Below are 921 nucleotides of genomic sequence, written 5' to 3'. Positions count from 1 at the left end.
TATAGTCAGTTCAAAACAAAAGTGTTATGGCTAGGACAAACATCATAAAATAATTTGGATAAGTCATTTTCCATCCACCCTTGGCGTAGAGACTTTACTTGAGCCCATTTTTTCTCAATAGGGTTTAGATCAGGGCTGTAAGGCGGTAGCCATAAAATACGATGACCATGCCTGTTCAGTAGTTTTTGGATACGTTTGCTTTTATGAAACCGAGCGTTATCCATGACAATCACGCATTTGGTCTTAAGACTTGGGATTAGCGTGTGTTTACACCAGCGATAGAATATGCCGCTGTTAATGTTCTGTTCAAAGTAATCCAGTGCAAATAGCATCTTTTCATATAGAGCCCCAATGACGTTGGTTCGCTTTTTACCTTGCCAGTTGTAGCTGTCGATACAGGGTTTGCCTATCGGCGTGTAACCATGCGGACGAATGGTCTGGCTTTCAAAACCGCTTTCGTCCATATAGACAATGGGATAACCTTGCTGGTTAAAGTTATCAAGCTTACTCTGATACGACGTTCTTTTTATTGGACACGCTTTTGGATGCTCTAAGGTCTTTTTTTTGACTGATGCCTAGACGTTTTAAAGCCTCACAAATAGCTGGGGCAGTACAGTTGAACCGTCTTGCTCTCTCATAGTGATAGTCATCAGGGTAACGCTCAACGTCTTCGCGTAGTGCATCATCCGGTATTTTTGATGGCGTAACATTGCGAGTGCTCTTACTATGCAGCTGTTTCTTCCACTTTTGAATGGTGGTTGGACTAATAGCATAAAAAGAGGCTACCTCGGCAAAGGTCATGCCATCTGCTAAGCTTTTAAGAACTTGTTTGCGATAGTCTAGTGAGTAAGTCATAATGATTAAGTATATCTATTGAGATGTTTTATCCTATAACACTTTTATATTTAATACGCTATATTT

The 921-nt window shown here is 40.4% G+C and carries 2 protein-coding genes; both read right to left on the bottom strand.

Translation table 11 applies throughout. From position 1 onward, the window contains the following. Nucleotides 1-5 precede the first annotated feature (5 nt). Nucleotides 6-530, bottom strand: a complete 525-nt coding sequence (locus tag JMX89_RS12750) for an IS630 family transposase (protein WP_201532560.1) — start codon at nucleotides 528-530, stop codon at nucleotides 6-8. Continuing rightward, nucleotides 505-855, bottom strand: a complete 351-nt coding sequence (locus JMX89_RS12745) for an IS630 transposase-related protein (protein WP_201532559.1) — start codon at nucleotides 853-855, stop codon at nucleotides 505-507. Before JMX89_RS12745 ends, JMX89_RS12750 begins: the two co-directional genes overlap by 26 nt. Between the last annotated feature and the right edge of the window lie 66 nt (nucleotides 856-921).

The sequence above is a fragment of the Psychrobacter sp. DD43 genome, assembly GCF_904846555.1.
Lineage (GTDB): Bacteria > Pseudomonadota > Gammaproteobacteria > Pseudomonadales > Moraxellaceae > Psychrobacter > Psychrobacter cryohalolentis.
The sequence above is the reverse complement of the archived record's forward strand: the minus strand, read 5'-3'. Positions and strand labels throughout refer to the sequence as shown.

What these genes read in the sequence shown, in the direction of transcription:
- JMX89_RS12745 (WP_201532559.1), bottom strand. Translation starts at nt 855, where the DNA reads ATGACTTACTCACTAGACTATCGCAAACAAGTTCTTAAAAGCTTAGCA.